14 protein-coding genes are annotated in these 20,272 nt (G+C 53.3%); 12 read left to right on the top strand and 2 right to left on the bottom strand.

Features of this window, described 5'->3' with window-relative positions; all coding sequences use genetic code 11:
- Nucleotides 1–54: 54 nt before the first annotated feature.
- Nucleotides 55–1,800 (top strand): gamma-glutamyltransferase, encoded by a 1,746-nt coding sequence (ggt, locus tag QMN38_RS14455; protein ID WP_323605256.1) that lies wholly within the window; start codon nucleotides 55–57, stop codon nucleotides 1,798–1,800.
- Nucleotides 1,801–1,863: 63 nt separating this feature from the next.
- Here the strand turns inward: ggt and yhhY are convergent, their stop codons facing one another.
- Nucleotides 1,864–2,352 carry an N-acetyltransferase gene (gene yhhY, locus QMN38_RS14450; RefSeq protein ID WP_323605255.1) on the bottom strand — a complete coding sequence of 163 codons (489 nt, stop codon included), beginning with the start codon at nucleotides 2,350–2,352 and terminating at the stop codon, nucleotides 1,864–1,866.
- A gap of 527 nt (nucleotides 2,353–2,879) precedes the next feature.
- On the opposite strand from yhhY, the gene QMN38_RS14445 reads away from it, so the two are divergent.
- From QMN38_RS14445 to gntU, 5 genes are all read left to right on the top strand, one after another.
- Nucleotides 2,880–3,917 carry an oxidoreductase gene (locus tag QMN38_RS14445; protein ID WP_271456030.1) on the top strand — a complete coding sequence of 346 codons (1,038 nt, stop codon included), beginning with the start codon at nucleotides 2,880–2,882 and terminating at the stop codon, nucleotides 3,915–3,917.
- Nucleotides 3,918–4,040: 123 nt separating this feature from the next.
- Nucleotides 4,041–4,736: a quercetin 2,3-dioxygenase gene (gene yhhW / locus QMN38_RS14440; protein WP_271441372.1), complete on the top strand. Its 696-nt coding sequence runs from the start codon at nucleotides 4,041–4,043 to the stop codon at nucleotides 4,734–4,736.
- A gap of 165 nt (nucleotides 4,737–4,901) precedes the next feature.
- Nucleotides 4,902–5,897, top strand: a complete 996-nt coding sequence (gene gntR / locus QMN38_RS14435) for a gluconate operon transcriptional repressor GntR (RefSeq protein ID WP_323605254.1) — start codon at nucleotides 4,902–4,904, stop codon at nucleotides 5,895–5,897.
- Nucleotides 5,898–6,038: 141 nt separating this feature from the next.
- Nucleotides 6,039–6,569 (top strand): gluconokinase, encoded by a 531-nt coding sequence (gene gntK, locus QMN38_RS14430; RefSeq protein WP_032940611.1) that lies wholly within the window; start codon nucleotides 6,039–6,041, stop codon nucleotides 6,567–6,569.
- Nucleotides 6,569–7,909, top strand: a complete 1,341-nt coding sequence (gntU, locus tag QMN38_RS14425) for a gluconate transporter (protein ID WP_137381956.1) — start codon at nucleotides 6,569–6,571, stop codon at nucleotides 7,907–7,909. Before gntK ends, gntU begins: the two co-directional genes overlap by 1 nt.
- A 585-nt stretch (nucleotides 7,910–8,494) precedes the next feature.
- Here gntU and yhgN read toward each other — a convergent pair.
- Nucleotides 8,495–9,088: an NAAT family transporter YhgN gene (gene yhgN / locus QMN38_RS14420; protein WP_006687438.1), complete on the bottom strand. Its 594-nt coding sequence runs from the start codon at nucleotides 9,086–9,088 to the stop codon at nucleotides 8,495–8,497.
- Nucleotides 9,089–9,279: 191 nt separating this feature from the next.
- Between yhgN and asd the strand changes: the two genes are divergently transcribed.
- The 6 genes from asd to glgP all read left to right on the top strand — a co-directional run bounded on the left by asd (nucleotide 9,280) and on the right by glgP (nucleotide 20,118).
- Nucleotides 9,280–10,386, top strand: a complete 1,107-nt coding sequence (gene asd / locus QMN38_RS14415) for an aspartate-semialdehyde dehydrogenase (protein ID WP_271441375.1) — start codon at nucleotides 9,280–9,282, stop codon at nucleotides 10,384–10,386.
- 362 nt (nucleotides 10,387–10,748) lie between these two features.
- Nucleotides 10,749–12,932 (top strand): 1,4-alpha-glucan branching enzyme, encoded by a 2,184-nt coding sequence (gene glgB, locus QMN38_RS14410; protein ID WP_271448674.1) that lies wholly within the window; start codon nucleotides 10,749–10,751, stop codon nucleotides 12,930–12,932.
- Entirely contained in the window at nucleotides 12,932–14,908 is a 1,977-nt protein-coding gene (gene glgX / locus QMN38_RS14405) for a glycogen debranching protein GlgX (protein ID WP_323605253.1), read from the top strand. The genes glgB and glgX overlap by 1 nt, the downstream gene beginning before the upstream one ends.
- A gap of 14 nt (nucleotides 14,909–14,922) precedes the next feature.
- The gene (glgC, locus tag QMN38_RS14400) at nucleotides 14,923–16,218 is read left to right on the top strand and encodes a glucose-1-phosphate adenylyltransferase (protein ID WP_271441378.1); all 1,296 of its coding nucleotides are present in this window, start codon (nucleotides 14,923–14,925) and stop codon (nucleotides 16,216–16,218) included.
- Complete coding sequence (glgA, locus tag QMN38_RS14395; RefSeq protein WP_271441379.1) at nucleotides 16,218–17,651, top strand: glycogen synthase GlgA; 1,434 nt, start codon at nucleotides 16,218–16,220, stop codon at nucleotides 17,649–17,651. Before glgC ends, glgA begins: the two co-directional genes overlap by 1 nt.
- A 19-nt stretch (nucleotides 17,652–17,670) precedes the next feature.
- Nucleotides 17,671–20,118, top strand: a complete 2,448-nt coding sequence (glgP, locus tag QMN38_RS14390; RefSeq protein WP_323605252.1) for a glycogen phosphorylase — start codon at nucleotides 17,671–17,673, stop codon at nucleotides 20,116–20,118.
- Nucleotides 20,119–20,272: the final 154 nt, after the last annotated feature.

The raw sequence follows: 20,272 nt of genomic DNA, 5'->3' as shown, positions 1-20,272 counted from the left end.
AGAGTTATGCACCAGGCTTAGTGGGGGCCGACCCCATAAATCTGGAGAATAACGATGATAAAACCGACGTTTTTACGCCGGGTAGCCATTGCTGCTCTGCTCTCAGGAAGTTGTTTTAGCGTTGCGGCAGCACCGGCTGCGCCGCCACCGGTATCCTACGGTGTTGAAGAAGATGTGTTCCATCCTGTGCGTGCGCAGCAGGGGATGGTGGCGTCCGTGGATGCGCTGGCCACGCAGGTTGGGGTTGATATTCTCAGACAGGGCGGTAATGCCGTCGATGCTGCCGTCGCCGTTGGTTATGCGCTGGCGGTGACGCATCCACAGGCGGGTAACCTGGGTGGTGGCGGCTTTATGATGCTGCGCACCAAAGACGGGAAGACGACAGCAATTGATTTCCGTGAAATGGCGCCAGCTGGCGCGACTCGCGATATGTTCCTTGATGAACAGGGTAACGCCGATGCGAAAAAGTCGCTGACGTCGCATCTGGCTTCCGGTACGCCAGGCACTGTGGCGGGTTTTTCGCTGGCCCTGGAGAAGTACGGTACGCTGCCGTTGAATAAAGTGGTACGTCCGGCAATGAAGCTGGCGGAAGAGGGATTTGTGGTTAACGACGCACTGGCCGACGACTTGAAAACCTACGGCAGCGAAGTCATCCCCAACCACGAAAATAGCAAAGCCATTTTCTGGAAAGATGGCGAGCCGCTGAAAAAGGGCGATAAGCTGGTACAGAAGAACCTGGCAAAAAGCCTGGAGATGATTGCCGAGAATGGCCCTGATGCGTTTTATAAAGGGGCTATTGCCGATCAGATAGCCGAGGAGATGAAGAAGAACGGTGGGCTTATCACCAAAGCGGACTTAGCTGACTACAAAGCCGTAGAGCGTGCGCCAATCAGCGGTGACTACCGTGGTTATCAGGTCTTCTCGATGCCGCCGCCATCTTCTGGGGGGATTCATATCGTGCAGATCCTCAACATTCTCGAAAACTTCGATATGAAAAAGTACGGGTTTGGCAGCGCCGATGCCATGCAGGTCATGGCTGAAGCGGAAAAATATGCCTATGCCGACCGTTCCGAATATCTGGGCGACCCGGATTTTGTGAAAGTGCCGTGGCAGGCGCTGACCAACAAAGCCTATGCTAAAACGCTTGCCGATCAGATTGATATCAACAAAGCGAAGCCTTCCAGCCAAATCAAGCCTGGCAAACTTGCTCCCTATGAAAGTAACCAGACCACTCACTTCTCGGTGGTGGATAAAGACGGTAATGCCGTGGCGGTGACCTATACCCTGAATACCACCTTCGGAACCGGTATTGTGGCGGGTAACACCGGTATTCTGCTCAATAATGAGATGGATGATTTCTCTGCTAAACCGGGTGTGCCGAACGTTTACGGACTGGTGGGCGGCGATGCCAACGCCGTCGGACCGAAGAAACGTCCGTTGTCGTCGATGTCGCCGACAATTGTGGTTAAAGACGGGAAAACCTGGTTGGTTACCGGCAGCCCAGGCGGAAGCCGAATTATCACTACCGTGCTGCAAATGGTGGTTAACAGCATTGATTTCGGGATGAACGTCGCCGAAGCGACCAACGCGCCGCGTTTCCATCATCAGTGGTTACCGGATGAACTGCGCATCGAGAAGGGCTTCAGCCCGGATACCATCAAGCTGCTGGAGCAGAAAGGACAGAAAGTAGCGTTGAAAGAGGCGATGGGCAGCACGCAGAGTATTATGGTTGGACCGGATGGCGCACTGTATGGCGCGTCCGACCCGCGTTCCGTGGATGATTTAACGGCGGGATATTGATGGTATTGCCGGGTCTGCCGTTGATGCAGGCCCGGCGAGTGCTTCCTGGTGGTTTCTTACCCGTTATTTCACGCGCGCCATAAAGTAAGCATCAACGTACTCACCGTTGCGCAGGCCATATTTCTTTCCGGTGCCTTCGATTTCAAAGCCGTACTTCTTATAGACTGCGACCGCAGGCTCATTATCAACAAACACCGTTAGCTCAATACGATCGACGCGCAGCCAGTTGTCGCACATGTCGATCATTGTGCGAATCAGGGTGCTGGCAACGCCGCGGTTCTGCCAACGAGCATCAACACAAATACCAAAATCAGCGACGTGGCTGCGGCGCGGGCGTTGGGCGACGGCAATGGAAAGATGTCCCACGACGATATCATCAATGCAGGCAACCAGTTGTTTGACGCCGGGCTGCTCGGCGAGTCGCACTTGCCACATCTCCATGGAAGGATGAGGAACCTGTAGCGTGTTGTGGTACACCTCCGGCTGCGCATGGATCTGACGAATAGCGTCGTAATCTTTTGGTTCAGCGTGGCGTATCACTATCTCACTCATTCCTTATCTCCTGCAGGGGTAATTGTGTATTTACACTCGCTGAGAAAGAAAATTCCGTCAACCGCATTTTTTTGCAAAAATAAGTAGACAAGTGCGAATGAGAATGATTATTATTGCTCTGCGTTCAGGGGAACCCCTACGGAGAACCTGAAAGCACGACATTGCTCACATTGCTTCCAGTATTACTTTAGCCAGCTTTTGCTGGCTTTTTTTTTGGGCTGGGTTTCGGGCTAGTTTGCTTGCCAGCTTAATCCCGGGCTGTGCTCGCAACCCTCACGTACTCTGTGTACGCTCCGGTTGCTGCGCGCAGGCCGTGAATAATCTGACTACGCCACTTACGCCCGATCTTTTGGCTGTATAATGCGGTAGGCCGGATAAGGCAACGCCGCATCCGGCATGATGACAGGATGGATTCAGTTTTGTAGGCCGGATAAGGCAACGCCGCATCCGGCACGATGACAGGATGGATTCAGTCTCCAGCCGCTTTGCGCTATGGTGTAGACATTCACCTTCAGAAGGATTGTCTCATGGCCTTACATTGCGCATTTATTGGTTTTGGCAAAAGTACCACTCGCTACCATTTACCTTATGTCCTGAACCGCAAAGACAGCTGGCATGTCGCACATATTTTTCGCCGCAACGCGAAACCGGAAGAGCAGGCGCCGCAGTATTCACATATCCACTTTACCAGCGACCTCGACGAGATCTTAAATGATCCACAGGTGAAACTGGTGATCGTCTGTACACATGCTGACAGCCATTTCGAATACGCCAAACGTGCGCTGGAAGCCGGGAAAAGCGTGCTGGTTGAGAAACCTTTCACCCCGACGCTTGCGCAAGCCAAAGCGCTGTTTGAGCTAGCGCAAAGCAAGGGATTGACCGTTACGCCATATCAGAATCGTCGTTTTGACTCCTGTTTCCTCACCGCGAAAAAGGCGATTGAGAGCGGCAAGTTGGGCGAGATTGTTGAAGTTGAAAGCCATTTTGACTATTACCGCCCGGTCGCTGAAACCAAACCAGGTCTGCCTCAGGACGGCGCATTTTATGGTCTGGGCGTACACACCATGGATCAAATTATCTCCCTGTTCGGACGCCCCGATCATGTGGCCTACGACATCCGCAGCCTGCGCAACAAAGCGAACCCGGACGATACCTTTGAAGCGCAGCTGTTTTACGGCGACCTGAAAGCCATTGTTAAAACCAGTCATCTGGTGAAAATCGACTATCCGAAGTTTATCGTCCATGGCACAAAAGGCTCGTTTGTGAAGTACGGCATCGATCAGCAGGAAACCAGCCTGAAGGCGAATATCATGCCGGGAGAACCCGGTTTTGCCGCTGACGATTCCATTGGGCTGCTGGAGTACATCAATGATGAAGGCGTCTCAGTGAAAGAAGAGGTGAAACCGGAAGTCGGCGACTATGGCCGCGTCTATGACGCGCTGTATCAGACGCTGACAGTGGGTACGCCTAATTACGTCAAGGAATCTGAAGTTCTCACCAACCTGGAAATCCTCGAACGCGCCTTTGAACAGGCAACGCCTGCCACGATAACCCTCGCTAAATAGCGTTGATGGACTCCTCTGTGATTGTTCATATTTTTTGAACAGAGGAGTCAATTTTCACCCTCTATGATCCCAACCGGATTGAGTCCACACTTACTCCATCGAAAACATCTGGGGGTGAAGACAATGATCTATTTACGCAAAGCTAACGACCGTGGTCATGCTAATCATGGTTGGCTCGATTCCTGGCATACTTTCTCTTTTGCCAACTATTATGACCCGAATTTTATGGGATTCTCGGCACTGCGCGTGATCAACGATGACGTGATCGACGCAGGTCAGGGCTTTGGTACTCATCCCCATAAAGACATGGAAATTCTGACCTACGTGCTGGAAGGCGCAGTCGAACATCAGGACAGCATGGGCAATAAGGAGCAGGTTCCGGCAGGTGAATTCCAGATTATGAGCGCCGGGACGGGGATCCGTCACTCGGAGTACAACCCAAGCGATACCGAGAAGCTGCATCTGTATCAGATCTGGATCATTCCGCAGGAAAATGGCATTACACCGCGTTATGAGCAACGTCGTTTCGATGCTGTTCAGGGCAAACAGTTGGTGCTGTCACCGGATGCACGAGAGGGTTCGCTGAAAGTTTACCAGGATATGGAGCTGTACCGTTGGGCGCTGCTTAAAGATGAACAGTCGGTGCATCAAATCGCCGCTGAACGCCGCGTCTGGATCCAGGTGGTAAAAGGTAACGTCACCATTAACGGGACCAAAGCGACCACCAGCGACGGTCTGGCAATCTGGGATGAACAGGCAATTTCGATTCATGCCGACAGCGACAGCGAAGTGTTACTGTTTGACCTGCCGCCAGTATAAATCTGCGTAATCTTGCCCGATGGCGCGTAGCTTATCGGGCCTACGTACTGATGTAGGCCGGATAAGACGCGAAAGCGTCGCCATCCGGCTCTTCATCCTTTGTCATTTATTCCGCACGTCCGTGGTAAACTGGGGATATCTATCCCTCTTTAACGCTTCAGGACGATGAAAAAGAAAAGACCCGTACTTCAGGATGTAGCCGACCGCGTAGGCGTGACCAAAATGACGGTCAGTCGCTTTTTGCGTAACCCGGAGCAGGTCTCCGTGGCGCTGCGGGGCAAAATTGCCGCTGCACTTGATGAGCTGGGTTATATTCCCAATCGCGCTCCTGATATCCTTTCTAACGCCACCAGCCGCGCTATCGGCGTGCTGTTACCGTCTCTTACTAACCAGGTTTTTGCTGAAGTGCTACGCGGCATTGAGGCCGTGACTGACCGCCACGGTTATCAGACCATGCTGGCGCACTACGGCTATAAACCGGAGATGGAACAAGAGCGCCTGGAATCAATGCTGTCGTGGAATATCGATGGTCTGATTCTCACAGAACGTAGCCATACACCCCGGACGTTGAAAATGATCGAAGTGGCGGGGATCCCGGTCGTTGAATTAATGGACAGCCAGTCACCGTGCCTTGATATCGCCGTGGGGTTCGACAACTTTGAAGCCGCACGTCAGATGACGGCCGCCATTATCGCGCGTGGCCATCGCCATATTGCCTATCTGGGTGCGCGTCTTGATGAACGTACTATCATCAAACAGCGGGGCTACGAACAGGCCATGCGCGACGCCAATCTGGTGCCCTATAGCGTGATGGTGGAACAGTCTTCTTCCTACTCTTCCGGTATCGAGCTTATTCGTCAGGCGCGGCGTGAATATCCACAGCTGGACGGTGTTTTTTGTACCAACGATGACTTAGCGGTAGGCGCAGCATTTGAATGTCAGCGTTTGGGACTAAGAATACCCGATGATATGGCGATTGCCGGTTTTCACGGTCACGATATCGGCCAGGTGATGGAACCGCGCCTGGCGAGCGTACTGACGCCGCGTGAAAGAATGGGCAGTATTGGCGCAGAACGTCTGCTGGCGCGCATCCGTGGTGAGGTAGTCACACCTAAAATGTTAGATTTAGGTTTCACCTTGTCACCGGGCGGATCTATTTAACCCAACAAGTTTGAAGTAGCTCACACTTATACACTTCGAGCACGAATGGATATTGCTTCTCTATTTATCCGGCTGGACAATGTTACCGATAACAGTTACCCGTAACAATTTCCTGATTCTTGTACCAGTGGGGGCAACGCTTTGAGCACGACTAATCATGATCACCACGTTTACGTTCTGATGGGCGTATCGGGCAGCGGTAAATCTGCTGTCGCCAGCGAAGTGGCGCATCAACTGCAGGCCGCGTTTCTTGATGGCGATTTTCTCCATCCGCGCAGCAACATCATGAAAATGGCTTCCGGTGAGCCATTAAACGATGACGACCGTAAACCGTGGTTACAGGCGCTGAATGACGCCGCCTTCGCGATGCAGCGCACCAACAAGGTTTCGCTGATCGTCTGCTCTGCCTTGAAAAAAGACTATCGTGACCAGTTGCGTGACGGTAACCCGAATCTCTCTTTCATCTACCTGAAAGGGGATTTTGACGTTATCGAAAGTCGTCTGAAGGCGCGTAAAGGTCACTTCTTCAAAACGCAGATGCTGGTAACTCAGTTTGAAGCGCTGGAAGAACCGGGTGCAAATGAAAACGATGTTCTGGTGGTGGATATCGATCAGCCGCTGGACGGTGTGGTAGCTAGCACCATTGAGGTTATTAACCAGGGCAGTAAGTAGTGACTACATTAACGCTTGTTTTAACAGCAGTAGGGTCCGTTTTATTACTGCTGTTTTTAGTAATGAAGGCGCGTATGCACGCCTTCGTTGCTTTGATGGTGGTATCCATTGGTGCAGGTCTCTTTTCCGGTATGCCGCTCGATAAAATCGCGGCAACGATGGAAAAAGGGATGGGAGGCACGCTCGGCTTTCTGGCGATTGTGGTGGCGCTGGGGGCGATGTTCGGCAAGATTTTGCATGAGACGGGCGCGGTCGATCAGATTGCCGTTAAAATGCTGAAATCCTTCGGTCACAGCCGTGCGCATTATGCGATCGGTCTGGCCGGTCTGATTTGCGCGCTACCGCTGTTCTTTGAAGTGGCGATTGTGCTGCTGATAAGTGTCGCATTCTCGATGGCGCGCCATACGGGAACTAACCTGGTGAAGCTGGTTATTCCACTGTTTGCGGGTGTGGCTGCTGCTGCCGCGTTCCTGCTGCCAGGGCCGGCGCCAATGCTGCTGGCTTCGCAAATGCACGCTGACTTTGGCTGGATGATCCTGATTGGCCTGTGTGCGGCGATTCCGGGCATGATTATCGCCGGGCCGCTGTGGGGCAACTTTATCAGCCGTTACGTTGAACTGCATGTACCGGAAGACATTACCGAGCCGCATCTGGGCGAAGGCAAGATGCCATCCTTTGGCTTCAGCCTGTCGCTGATCCTGCTGCCACTGGTGCTGGTTGGTTTGAAAACTATCGCCGCACGTTTTGTCCCGGTCGGTTCTACTGCGTATGAATGGTTCGAATTTATTGGTCATCCGTTCACTGCGATTCTGGTCGCCTGTCTGGTTGCTATTTATGGTCTGGCCATTCGTCAGGGTATGGCGAAAGACCGGGTGATGGAGATCTGCGGACACGCGCTGCAGCCCGCGGGGATTATTCTGCTGGTGATTGGTGCCGGTGGCGTGTTCAAACAGGTGCTGGTGGATTCCGGTGTCGGTCCTGCTCTGGGGGAAGCGTTAACTGGTATGGGCTTACCGATTGCCATTACCTGCTTTGTGCTGGCGGCGGCGGTACGTATTATTCAGGGTTCCGCGACCGTAGCCTGCTTAACGGCTGTGGGTCTGGTGATGCCAGTGATTGAGCAACTGAATTTTTCCGGTGCGCAGATGGCGGCACTGTCTATCTGTATCGCGGGCGGCTCTATCGTGGTCAGCCACGTGAACGATGCCGGTTTCTGGCTGTTCGGTAAATTTACCGGTGCAACGGAAGCACAAACGCTGAAGACCTGGACGATGATGGAAACCATCCTCGGTACGGTCGGCGCGATTGTCGGTATGATTGCTTTCCAGCTGTTGAGCTGAGTCTTGTTGCCCGGTGGCGCTTGCGCTTACCGGGCCTACATCAAGTACATATCCACATCGTAGGCCGGGTCAGACGAAGCCGCCACCCGGCTTTTTTACAGCATCCTCACACCATCCCCGGTTTTCAACCAACGCGGCGCTTTTAACGTATCAGCGAAATAGCCCACCAGATCCTCAACACCTCATCGATTTTCAGCCGGACCAGGGTGTCGCTTCAGCGCTCTGGCTTTCAGCTATATCCGTTTTGCTGTTCAGAGGTATTCAAGTAAAAGCTCAGGTGGTGAGGTGTGGGCTGGTCCGGCTGAAAATTGCCGACGCGTTTCCGTAAGGCCGGGAGAACCCGCAGGGATGCGGGTTCAGGGCGCGTTTTGCATGGACGCTGCCTCGCGCCCGGCCCGGTAGCCTGAAGGAATAAGCGGAGGGAACCACGAAGTGGCAATTTTCCTGCCGGAGAGCCGGGATTGTTAAGGGGGCTGCGTAGCCCCCTTAACACGTTCACCGGTGACGAGATTTCAGAGAAGCAATGAACATAACGTGAACGGAACCGTTATCCGGGTAACATGTCATCCAGTCCAAAAGGATAAATCACCCCTTCATCCACATCCGTACGCCATCGAGGAACATCTGGGTGGCCATCATCACCAGAATCAGCCCCATCAGGCGCTCCAGCGCGTTAACCCCTTTCTCACCCAGCAGACGTAAAAACAGCGAAGACTGCAACAAAATCACAAAGGTACCGCCCCAGGCGATCAGTAGCGCAATCACCAGATGCCCCATCTGATTCGGGTACTGGTGCGATAGCAGCATCAACGATGCCAGAATTGTTGGACCAGCAACCAGTGGAATCGCCAGCGGCACGATAAAGGGTTCTTCGCCTGCCGGAAGCCCGGTGCTATTCCCGGTGGCGCTGGGGAAAATCATTTTGATGGCAATTAGGAACAAAATGATGCCTCCGGAGATGGAGACGGTTTCTGCTCGCAGGTTAAGAAATGCCAGAATTTTCTCGCCCGCAAACAGGAAAATGAACATCACCAACAGAGCAATGAACAGCTCGCGAATCATAATCGCGCGACGGCGTTTTGGTTCGGTATGTTTCAATACGGACATGAAAATGGGCAGATTTCCGAGCGGATCCATAATCAGGATCAATAAAACTGCCGCTGAAATGATTTCATTCATAACTCAAATTCCCTGATAATTACCGCGGACTTTCTGCTTGCTTGCGCAGCGGGATAAGTCGCATTACTGATGGCTTCGCTATCATTGATTAATTTCACTTGCGACTTTGGCTGCTTTTTGTATGGTGAAGGATAGGCCAGTAGGATACTGGTTAGCATACACAGCACACATCTCTGCAGGAAAAAAACGCTATGAAAAATGTTGGTTTTATCGGCTGGCGCGGTATGGTCGGCTCTGTTCTCATGCAACGCATGGTTGAAGAGCGCGACTTTGACGCCATTCGCCCTGTTTTCTTTTCTACTTCCCAGCTCGGGCAGGCGGCACCGACGTTCGGTGGTTCGACTACCGGCACACTTCAGGACGCTTTTGATCTGGACGCGCTGAAGGCGCTGGACATTATCGTGACCTGTCAGGGCGGCGATTATACCAACGAAATCTATCCAAAGCTTCGTGAAAGCGGTTGGCAGGGTTACTGGATTGACGCGGCTTCTTCATTGCGCATGAAAGACGATGCCATCATCATTCTCGATCCGGTTAACCAGGATGTCATTACCGACGGTCTGAACAAAGGTATTAAGACTTTTGTCGGCGGTAACTGCACCGTTAGCCTGATGCTGATGTCGCTCGGCGGCCTGTTTGCCAATGATTTGGTTGACTGGGTATCCGTGGCAACTTACCAGGCGGCCTCCGGCGGCGGCGCACGTCATATGCGTGAACTGCTGTCGCAGATGGGGCATCTGTATAGCCATGTGGCCGATGAACTGGCGACACCTTCCTCTGCTATCCTCGACATCGAACGCAAAGTCACGACCCTGTCCCGTAGCGGTGAACTGCCGGTTGATAACTTTGGCGTACCGCTGGCCGGTAGCCTGATTCCGTGGATCGACAAACAGCTCGATAACGGCCAGAGCCGTGAAGAGTGGAAGGGGCAGGCGGAAACCAACAAAATTCTCAACACGTCTTCGGTGATCCCGGTTGATGGTTTGTGCGTGCGCGTCGGTGCGCTGCGCTGCCATAGCCAGGCATTCACCATTAAACTGAAAAAAGATGTGTCTATTCCGACCGTTGAAGAACTGCTGGCTGCGCACAATCCGTGGGCAAAAGTAGTGCCAAACGATCGGGATATCACTATGCGTGAGTTAACCCCAGCGGCCGTTACCGGTACGTTGACCACGCCAGTAGGCCGTCTGCGTAAGCTGAATATGGGACCGGAGTTCCTGTCAGCCTTTACCGTAGGCGACCAACTGCTCTGGGGTGCCGCGGAGCCACTGCGCCGTATGCTGCGTCAGCTGGCGTAATGCTGGACTGCCTGATGGCGCTACGCTTATCGGGCCTGTAAATGACGCGAGTCAGCAGGTCGGGTAAGGCAACACCGCCATCTGGCAGACACATATTGTGAATAAACATTGGGTGCTGAGTCGCCCTTTTTTTTGCGTAATACAGGAGTAAGCGCAGATGTTTCATTTTTTACCGGGAGTAAGATAAAGCATTGGCTATTCTTTAAGGGTGACTTAGTACCGGAGGTATTAAGTTGTTGCCTGAAGGTGGGACGACGCAGAGAGGATGCACAATTGTGCTGCGCCGTTCAGGTCAAAGAAGTGTCGCACCTGATGTCGAAAATCAGTTGGAAGGGGTGACACCATAAAACAGGAAGACAACCATGTCCGTTCGTATCGATAGAGACGTGATTAATGCGCTAATTGCAGGCCATTTTGCGGATCCTTTTTCCGTACTGGGTATGCACCAAACTGAAGCCGGACTTGAAGTCCGCGCCCTATTACCCGATGCCACCGAAGTGTGGGTGATCGAACCAAAAACCGGACGTAAAGTGGGCAAGCTGGATTGCCTCGACTCTCGCGGTTTTTTTTGTGCTGTACTTCCCCGCCGTAAAAATTTCTTTCGCTATCAGTTGGCCGTTGTCTGGCATGGACAGCAGAATCTGATTGATGATCCTTATCGTTTTGGCCCGCTAATCCAGGATATGGATGCCTGGCTGTTATCTGAAGGTACGCACCTGCGACCTTACGAGACGCTGGGGGCGCATGCAGACACCATGGATGGCGTTACCGGCACGCGTTTCTCCGTCTGGGCGCCGAATGCACAGCGTGTTTCAGTCGTGGGACAGTTCAACTATTGGGATGGCCGCCGCCACCCCATGCGCCTGCGTAAAGAGAGTGGTATCTGGGAACTGTTTATCCCCGGTGCCCAGCAGGGTCAGCTGTATAAATACGAGATGATCGATGCGAACGGTAAGCTGCGTATTAAAGCCGACCCCTACGCGTTTGAAGCGCAAATGCGCCCGGAAACTGCATCGCTTATCTGCGGTTTGCCGGAAAAAGTGGTGCAAACTGAGGAGCGCAAAAGAGCTAATCAGTTTGATGCGCCAATCTCTATCTATGAAGTGCATCTGGGTTCATGGCGTCGCCATACCGATAACAACTTCTGGCTGAGCTATCGTGAGCTGGCAGATCAGTTGGTTCCCTACGCAAAGTGGATGGGCTTTACCCATCTCGAACTGCTGCCGATCAACGAACACCCGTTTGACGGCAGTTGGGGTTACCAGCCTACCGGCATGTATGCGCCGACCCGCCGTTTCGGCACGCGTGATGACTTCCGCTATTTTGTCAATGCCGCCCATCAGGCGGGGCTGAACGTGATCCTCGACTGGGTTCCGGGTCATTTCCCGTCGGACGACTTTGGTCTGGCTCAGTTTGATGGCACCAGTTTGTATGAACACAGCGACCCGCGTGAAGGCTATCACCAGGACTGGAATACGCTGATCTACAACTATGGCCGCCGTGAAGTCAGCAACTATCTGGTGGGCAACGCCCTGTACTGGATTGAGCGCTTTGGTATCGATGCGCTGCGTGTGGATGCCGTGGCATCAATGATTTATCGCGACTACAGCCGTAAAGAAGGGGAATGGATCCCGAATGAATTTGGTGGTCGCGAAAACCTCGAAGCCATTGAGTTCTTGCGCAATACCAACCGTATTCTTGGCGAACAGGTTCCTGGTGCCGTGAGCATGGCGGAAGAGTCCACCGATTTTGCCGGTGTCTCCAGGCCGCAGGATATGGGCGGTTTAGGTTTCTGGTACAAGTGGAACCTGGGCTGGATGCACGACACGCTGGATTACATGAAGCTGGACCCGGTTCATCGTCAGTATCACCACGATAAGCTGACCTTCGGCATGCTGTACAACTACACCGAAAATTTTGTTCTGCCACTGTCACACGATGAAGTCGTACACGGTAAGAAATCGATTCTCGACCGCATGCCGGGAGACGCATGGCAGAAATTTGCCAACCTGCGTGCCTATTACGGCTGGATGTGGGCCTTCCCTGGTAAGAAACTGCTGTTTATGGGGAACGAATTTGCTCAGGGACGCGAGTGGAACCACGACGCCAGCCTTGACTGGCATTTGCTGGAAGGGGGCGACAACTGGCACCACGGTGTACAGCGACTGGTACGCGACCTGAACCACACCTATCGTCATCATAAAGCGTTGCATGAGCTTGATTTTGATGCCTATGGCTTTGAGTGGCTGGTGGTGGATGACAACGAACGGTCGGTGCTGATTTTTGTCCGCCGTGACAAGGCCGGTAATGAAATTATCGTCGCCAGTAACTTCACGCCAGTGCCGCGCCATGGCTACCGTTTCGGCATCAATCAACCGGGCAAATGGCGTGAAATCCTCAATACCGACTCGATGCATTACCACGGCAGCAATACCGGTAATGGTGGGGCTGTGCACAGTGATGAAATCGCCAGCCATGGGCGTCAACACTCACTGAGCCTCACGTTGCCACCGCTGGCAACGATTTGGCTGGTTCGGGAGGGGTAATGACGCAACTGGCAACCGGCAACGCCACACCCCATGGTGCAACGTATGACGGCCATGGCGTCAATTTCACCCTTTTCTCGGCCCATGCCGAACGCGTTGAGTTATGCGTATTCGACGAGCAAGGTTGCGAACACCGCTATGACCTGCCGGGGCGTAGCGGGGATATCTGGCACGGCTATTTGGCCGATGCCAGACCAGGTCTGCGCTACGGTTATCGCGTGCATGGACCGTGGCAGCCAGGGCAGGGTCACCGCTTCAATCCGGCGAAGCTGCTTCTCGACCCTTGCGCGCGTCGGGTTGAAGGTGAATTAAAAGATAACCCTCTGCTGCACGGCGGGATTGATGAACCGGATCATCACGATAATGCCGCCATCGCCCTGAAAAGCGTGGTGGTGTCAGACCGGTATGACTGGGAAGACGATACCCCGCCACGCACGCCGTGGGGCAATACCGTGATTTACGAAGCGCATGTCAAAGGGCTGACGTATCTGCATCCTGATATCCCTGAAGAGATACGCGGTACCTACAAAGCGCTCGGTCATCCGGTGATGCTCGACTATTTCAAGCGTCTTGGCATTACCGCGCTGGAGCTGTTGCCCGTTGCACATTTCGCCAACGAACCGCGCCTTCAGCGGTTGGGGTTGTCGAACTACTGGGGGTACAACCCGGTGGCGATGTTTGCATTGCATCCAGCCTATGCCTGCTCGCCAGAGAGTGCGTTGGATGAGTTTCGTGATGCGGTAAAAGCACTGCATAAAGCGGGTATTGAGGTCATTCTCGATATCGTTTTGAACCACAGTGCCGAACTGGATCTTGAGGGGCCTGTCTTCTCGCTGCGCGGAATTGATAACCGTAGCTATTATTGGATCAGGGACGATGGTGATTACTACAACTGGACCGGCTGTGGGAACACCCTCAATCTGAGCCATCCTGGTGTCGTGGAGTATGCCTGTGAATGCCTGCGTTACTGGGTTGAAACCTGCCACGTCGATGGTTTTCGTTTTGATTTAGCTTCCGTCATGGGGCGTACGCCTGCGTTTCGTCAGGATGCACCCCTGTTTACCGCGATCCAAAACTGTCCGCTGCTCTCTCGCGTCAAACTGATTGCGGAACCGTGGGATATTGGTGAAGGCGGATATCAGGTGGGTAATTTCCCACCGCCATTTGCCGAGTGGAATGACCATTTTCGCGATGCCAGTCGACGCTTCTGGCTTCAGCGTAATCTGTCTTTGGGAGAGTTTGCCGGACGTTTCGCCGCATCCAGCGATGTGTTTAAACGCAATGGCCGCAAACCCAGCGCTACCGTCAATCTGGTGACCGCGCATGACGGTTTTACGCTGCGCGACTGTGTGTGCTTCACAAATAAGCACAATGAAGCGAATGGTGAGGAAAATCGGGACGGCACTAGCAATAACTACAGCGACAATCATGGTAAAGAAGGATTAGGCGGCTCGCTGGACCTGATTGAACGGCGGCGCGACAGCATTCATGCGCTGTTAACCACGCTGTTGCTCTCCCAGGGGACGCCGATGTTGCTGGCAGGCGATGAGCATGGTCATAGCCAGCACGGTAACAATAACGCTTACTGCCAGGATAACGCGCTAACCTGGCTGGACTGGCAGCAGGCAAACAGTGGGCTAACGACATTTACCGCCGCCCTGATTCATCTCCGCCAGCAAATCCCGGCTCTTACCGGAGATTGCTGGTGGGAAGACGGCGATGGCAATGTCCGCTGGCTGAATAAGTACGCACAACCCTTAAGTGCGGATGAGTGGCAAAACGGCCCGAAACAGATGCAAATCCTGCTTTCAGACCGTTTCCTGATTGCAATAAACGCCACGCTTGAGGTGACAGATATCGTTTTACCTGAAGGGGAATGGCATGCCATTCCCCCATTTGCCGGAGAGGACAATCCGGTGCTTACGGCTGTCTGGCAGGGACCTGCGCACGGACTGTGTGTGTTCCAGAGAAGATAAAAAAGGAGTTAGTCATGGTGAGTTTAGAGAAGAACGATCGTGTAATGTTGGCGCGCCAGCTGCCATTAAAATCTGTTGCCCTGATCCTGGCCGGTGGCCGCGGTACCCGCCTGAAAGATTTAACCAACAAACGTGCTAAGCCTGCCGTGCACTTTGGCGGTAAATTCCGCATTATTGATTTTGCCTTATCCAACTGCATTAACTCCGGGATCCGTCGTATTGGCGTGATCACGCAGTACCAGTCACATACCCTGGTGCAGCATATTCAGCGTGGCTGGTCATTCTTTAGCGAAGAGATGAACGAGTTTGTCGATCTGCTGCCCGCCCAGCAAAGGATGCAGGGCGAAAATTGGTATCGCGGCACGGCGGATGCGGTGACCCAAAACCTGGACATCATTCGACGCTACAAAGCGGAATATGTGGTGATCCTCGCAGGCGATCATATCTATAAGCAAGACTACTCACGCATGCTGATCGACCACGTTGAGAAAGGTGCACGTTGCACCGTTGCCTGTATGCCAGTGCCTATCGAAGAAGCCAGTGCGTTTGGCGTAATGGCTGTTGACGAAAACGAAAAAATTATCGAATTCGTTGAAAAACCAGCGAATCCACCTGCTATGCCAGGTGACCCCACTAAATCTCTCGCCAGTATGGGGATCTACGTTTTTGACGCCGATTATCTGTATGAATTGCTGGCAGAAGATGACCTGAATGAAACCTCCAGCCACGATTTTGGTAAAGACCTGATCCCGAAAATCACCGAAGCTGGCATGGCTTATGCGCACCCATTCCCATTGTCCTGCGTGCAGTCTGATCCGGAATCCGAGCCATACTGGCGCGATGTGGGAACGCTGGAAGCCTACTGGAAGGCGAACCTCGATCTGGCCTCGGTAACGCCTGAACTGGACATGTATGACCAGAACTGGCCAATCCGTACACATATGGAATCACTGCCGCCAGCGAAATTCGTGCAGGACCGTTCCGGTAGCCACGGAATGACGCTGAACTCGCTGGTTTCCGGTGGCTGTATTATTTCCGGTTCGGTGGTGGTGCAGTCCGTACTGTTCCCGCGAGTGCGGGTGAATTCTTTCTGTAACATTGATTCGGCAGTGTTGTTACCTGAAGTCTGGGTTGGACGTTCGTGCCGCTTACGTCGTTGCATTATCGATCGCGCCTGCGTCATTCCTGAGGGCATGGTGATTGGCGAAAATGCGGAAGAAGATGCTCGTCGCTTCTACCGCTCAGAGGAAGGCATTGTGCTGGTCACGCGTGAAATGCTACGCAAACTGCAAATCAAACAGGAGCGATAATGCAGGTTTTACACGTTTGTTCAGAGATGTTCCCCCTGTTAAAAACCGGGGGACTGGCGGATGTTATTGGGGCGTTACCTGCGGCACAAATTGCGGACGGCGTGGATGCCCGCGTGTTGCTTCCGGCGTTTCCTGATATTCGTCGCGGCATTCCTGATGCGCAGGTCGTGACGCGTCGGGATACCTTCGCCGGACGGATAACGCTGTTGTTCGGACATTACAACGGCGTCGGCATTTATCTGATTGATGCGCCGCATCTCTATGACCGTCCCGGCAGCCCGTATCACGATACGAACCTGTTTGCTTACTCCGATAACGTACAACGTTTTGCGCTGCTCGGCTGGGTAGGATGTGAAATGGCCTGCGGGCTTGATCCATTCTGGCGCCCGGATGTGGTGCATGCGCATGACTGGCACGCTGGCCTGGCGCCGGCGTATCTGGCGGCGCGCGGCCATCCGGCGAAATCGGTGTTCACCGTACACAACCTGGCGTATCAAGGCATGTTTTATGCAAAGCATATGGATGACATCCAATTGCCATGGTCGTTCTTTAATGTGCACGGACTGGAGTTTAACGGGCAGATTTCATTCCTGAAGGCCGGTTTGTACTACGCCGACCATATTACGGCGGTGAGCCCGACCTACGCACGGGAAATTACCGAGCCGCAGTTTGCCTATGGCATGGAAGGGTTGTTGCAACAGCGTCATCGTGAGGGGCGTCTTTCCGGCGTACTGAACGGTGTTGATGAAAAAATCTGGAGCCCGGAAACCGATCTGTTATTGGCATCGCGGTATACCCGTGACTCGCTGGAAGAGAAGGCCGAGAACAAACGGCAGCTACAGATTGCGATGGGACTTAAGGTTAACGATAAAGTGCCGCTGTTTGCTGTTGTGAGCCGTCTGACCAGTCAAAAAGGGCTGGATCTGGTGCTGGAAGCGCTGCCTGGGTTGTTAGAGCAGGGCGGACAACTGGCGCTGCTCGGCGCGGGCGATCCGGTATTGCAGGAAGGGTTCTTAGCGGCGGCCGCGGAACATCCAGGCCAGGTTGGCGTGCAGATTGGTTATCACGAGGCCTTCTCGCATCGCATCATGGGCGGGGCCGATGTGATATTGGTGCCCAGCCGTTTTGAGCCGTGCGGCTTAACGCAATTGTATGGACTGAAGTACGGCACGTTGCCGCTGGTGCGGCGTACCGGTGGGCTGGCTGATACGGTGTCTGATAGTTCGCTGGAGAACCTGGCGGACGGTATCGCCAGTGGGTTTGTATTTGAAGATAGTAATGCCTGGTCGCTGCTACGGGCGATCCGGCGTGCTTTCGTATTGTGGTCCCGGCCTTCGCTTTGGCGGTTCGTACAACGTCAGGCCATGACCATGGATTTTAGCTGGCAAGTCGCGGCGAAGTCTTACCGTGAGCTTTACTATCGCTTGAAATAGATATCCAGGAATCACCTATATGAATGCTCCATTTACTTATGCATCGCCCACACTCAGCGTAGAGGCACTTAAGCATTCTATTGCCTACAAGCTGATGTTCACGATTGGTAAAGACCCGGTCATTGCCAATAAACATGAGTGGCTGAACGCCACATTGTTCGCGGTGCGCGATCGTCTCGTGGAGCGCTGGCTGCGTTCTAATCGTGCGCAATTATCCCAGGAAACTCGCCAGGTCTATTACCTGTCTATGGAGTTCCTGATTGGCCGCACGCTTTCCAATGCACTGTTATCATTGGGTATTTATGATGATGTCAAAAATGCGCTGGAAGGCATGGGGCTGGATCTTGAAGATCTGATTGACGAAGAGAACGACCCTGGTCTTGGTAACGGTGGCCTTGGTCGTCTGGCGGCCTGCTTCCTTGACTCTCTGGCAACGCTGGGCCTGCCGGGACGCGGTTACGGTATTCGCTATGACTACGGGATGTTCAAACAGAACATTGTCGATGGCCGACAGAAAGAGTCGCCGGACTACTGGCTGGAATACGGTAACCCGTGGGAATTTAAACGCCACAATACGCGTTACAAAGTGCGTTTTGGTGGGCGTATTCAGCAGGAAGGCAAGAAAACGCGCTGGATTGAGACCGAAGAGATCCTCGCGGTGGCGTATGACCAAATTATCCCTGGTTACGACACAGACGCCACCAACACGTTGCGTCTGTGGAATGCGCAGGCCAGTAGCGAAATCAACCTCGGTAAATTCAATCAGGGCGACTACTTTGCGGCGGTGGAAGATAAAAACCATTCCGAGAACGTTTCCCGCGTGCTGTATCCGGATGATTCCACCTATTCGGGACGCGAGCTGCGCTTGCGTCAGGAGTATTTCCTGGTCTCCGCCACGGTGCAGGACATTCTGAATCGTCATTATCAACTGCACAAAACCTACGATAATCTGGCAGATAAAATTGCTATTCACCTCAATGACACCCATCCGGTGCTGTCGATTCCTGAGCTGATGCGTCTGCTGATTGATGAGCACAAGTTTAGCTGGGACGATGCCTTTGAGGTGTGCTGTCAGGTCTTCTCGTATACCAACCATACGCTGATGAGCGAGGCGCTGGAAACCTGGCCGGTGGATATGCTGGGTAAAATTCTGCCGCGCCACCTGCAAATTATCTTTGAGATTAACGATTACTTCCTGAAAACGCTGCAGGAGCAGTATCCGAACGATACGGGTCTGTTGGGGCGTACTTCGATCATTGATGAGTCGAACGGCCGTCGCGTGCGTATGGCGTGGCTGGCCGTCGTGGTGAGCCACAAAGTTAACGGTGTGTCGGAGTTGCACTCTAACCTGATGGTACAGTCGCTGTTTGCTGATTTTGCAAATATCTTCCCAACCCGTTTTTGCAACGTTACCAATGGTGTGACACCGCGTCGTTGGCTGGCGCTGGCGAACCCGCCGCTTTCCAATGTGCTGGATGAGAACATTGGCCGTACCTGGCGCACCGATCTCAGTCAGCTCAGCGAACTGGAACAACACTGCGATTTCCCGCTGGTGAACCAGGCGGTGCGTCATGCGAAGCTGGAGAACAAAAAACGCCTGGCGACGCTCATCGCGCAGCAGTTGAATGTGGTGGTGAATCCGAAATCGCTGTTTGATGTGCAGATCAAGCGTATTCACGAGTACAAGCGTCAGTTGATGAACGTGCTGCATGTGATTACCCGCTACAACCGCATTAAGGCCGATCCTGATGCTGAGTGGGTGCCGCGTGTGAATATTTTTGCCGGTAAGGCGGCTTCGGCTTATTACATGGCGAAGCACATCATTCACCTGATTAACGATGTCGCGAAAGTGATCAATAACGATCCGCGGATTGGCGATAAGCTGAAGGTGGTGTTTATTCCTAACTACAGCGTCAGCCTGGCGCAGGTGATTATTCCTGCCGCCGACCTGTCTGAGCAGATCTCACTGGCCGGAACCGAAGCCTCCGGGACCAGTAATATGAAATTTGCTCTCAACGGTGCGCTGACCATCGGGACGCTGGACGGCGCTAACGTTGAGATGCTGGAGCATGTGGGCGCAGAAAATATCTTTATCTTCGGGAATACGGCGGAAGAGGTCGAGGCTTTACGCAGCCAGGGCTACAAGCCGCGTGAGTATTACGAGAAAGATGAAGAGCTGCACCAGGTGCTGACGCAAATTGGCAGTGGCGTATTCAGCCCCGAGGAGCCGGGACGCTACCGTGACCTGGTGGACTCACTGATTAACTTTGGTGACCACTATCAGGTGCTGGCGGACTATCGCAGCTACGTTGATTGCCAGGACAAAGTTGACGAACTGTATCGCCACCCGGAAGAGTGGACCACGAAGTCGATGATAAATATCGCCAATATGGGCTACTTCTCATCGGACAGGACGATCAAAGAGTACGCCGAGAACATCTGGCATATTGATTCGGTGCGGTTGTAACACTCGATGCCTTGCCCGGCCTACATTTATCTACTCTTGTAGGCCGGATAAGGCGTTAGCCGCCATCCGGCAAAATGCCCGGGGGCGCTTCGCTTGCCCGGCCTACATTTATCTACTCTTGTAGGCCGGATAAGGCGTTAGCCGCCATCCGGCA

Source organism: Citrobacter sp. R-1.5.2 (assembly GCF_035064245.1).
Classification (GTDB): Bacteria; Pseudomonadota; Gammaproteobacteria; order Enterobacterales; family Enterobacteriaceae; genus Citrobacter.
This window is presented reverse-complemented; position numbering and strand designations above follow the sequence as displayed.

Bases quoted from the DNA above. Each gene is read 5' to 3' on its own strand.
- glgB (WP_271448674.1), top strand. From the start codon at position 10,749: ATGTCCGTTCGTATCGATAGAGACGTGATTAATGCGCTAATTGCAGGC.
- glgC (WP_271441378.1), top strand. From the start codon at position 14,923: ATGGTGAGTTTAGAGAAGAACGATCGTGTAATGTTGGCGCGCCAGCTG.
- asd (WP_271441375.1), top strand. From the start codon at position 9,280: ATGAAAAATGTTGGTTTTATCGGCTGGCGCGGTATGGTCGGCTCTGTT.
- QMN38_RS14445 (WP_271456030.1), top strand. From the start codon at position 2,880: ATGGCCTTACATTGCGCATTTATTGGTTTTGGCAAAAGTACCACTCGC.
- ggt (WP_323605256.1), top strand. From the start codon at position 55: ATGATAAAACCGACGTTTTTACGCCGGGTAGCCATTGCTGCTCTGCTC.
- glgA (WP_271441379.1), top strand. From the start codon at position 16,218: ATGCAGGTTTTACACGTTTGTTCAGAGATGTTCCCCCTGTTAAAAACC.
- yhhW (WP_271441372.1), top strand. From the start codon at position 4,041: ATGATCTATTTACGCAAAGCTAACGACCGTGGTCATGCTAATCATGGT.
- glgP (WP_323605252.1), top strand. From the start codon at position 17,671: ATGAATGCTCCATTTACTTATGCATCGCCCACACTCAGCGTAGAGGCA.
- yhgN (WP_006687438.1), bottom strand. From the start codon at position 9,088: ATGAATGAAATCATTTCAGCGGCAGTTTTATTGATCCTGATTATGGAT.
- gntR (WP_323605254.1), top strand. From the start codon at position 4,902: ATGAAAAAGAAAAGACCCGTACTTCAGGATGTAGCCGACCGCGTAGGC.
- glgX (WP_323605253.1), top strand. From the start codon at position 12,932: ATGACGCAACTGGCAACCGGCAACGCCACACCCCATGGTGCAACGTAT.
- yhhY (WP_323605255.1), bottom strand. From the start codon at position 2,352: ATGAGTGAGATAGTGATACGCCACGCTGAACCAAAAGATTACGACGCT.